This window comes from Streptomyces sp. UF-297 (assembly GCF_058245575.1).
This window is the reverse complement of sequence record NZ_JBSIBZ010000249.1, coordinates 1-510: the sequence shown is the minus strand read 5'-3', so window position 1 is coordinate 510 and position 510 is coordinate 1. Positions and strand designations below refer to the sequence as shown.

The following is a 510-nucleotide window of genomic DNA, read 5'->3' as shown; positions in this document are numbered from 1 at the left end:
AGCCCGCGGCGGCACCTATCCGCCACACCACCGCTATCCGCCACAAAATCATGCCGCTGACCTGCGGTGTGGCGGCGTGGCGGATGTGGCGGATCCCTCAGAAGGACCAGGCCGCTTGGAGTTGACCATGGCGAAATCGAGCGACGCGAAACTCACCATCGCTGAGATCTGCGCGGACTTAAAGGTTGCGCGCTCCACTTTCTACGACTGGCGCGCCAAGGGGCGCGGCCCTCGCTGCATCACGCTGCCGAACGGGGCCCTCCGGGTCTATCGGAGCGAATACGACCGGTGGTTGGAAGTTCGGGAGGACGCCGCCTGATGGACGGCACGACGTATGACATCAAGATCTGGAAGATCTCGGTCTACAAGGGCAAGCGCAAGACCACCCACACAGTTCGCTGGGAGCTGGATGGCAGGGAGTGGCGTGCGCCGTTTGACACGAAGGCGCTCGCGGACGCTTTCCGCTCTGAGCTGGTCAGTGCCACGCGCCGTGGGGGGGGGGGGGGGGGC

At 65.3% G+C, this 510-nt stretch carries 1 protein-coding gene and 1 pseudogene; both read left to right on the top strand.

Annotated elements, in window-relative coordinates:
• Nucleotides 1–319 (top strand): helix-turn-helix transcriptional regulator (locus tag AC4IJH_RS43680; RefSeq protein ID WP_490857591.1); only part of this gene is annotated, 319 nt, incomplete at its 5' end.
• Nucleotides 319–510, top strand: a pseudogene (locus tag AC4IJH_RS43675) (tyrosine-type recombinase/integrase); the annotation flags it as partial. The gene AC4IJH_RS43680 and the pseudogene AC4IJH_RS43675, both read left to right, overlap by 1 nt.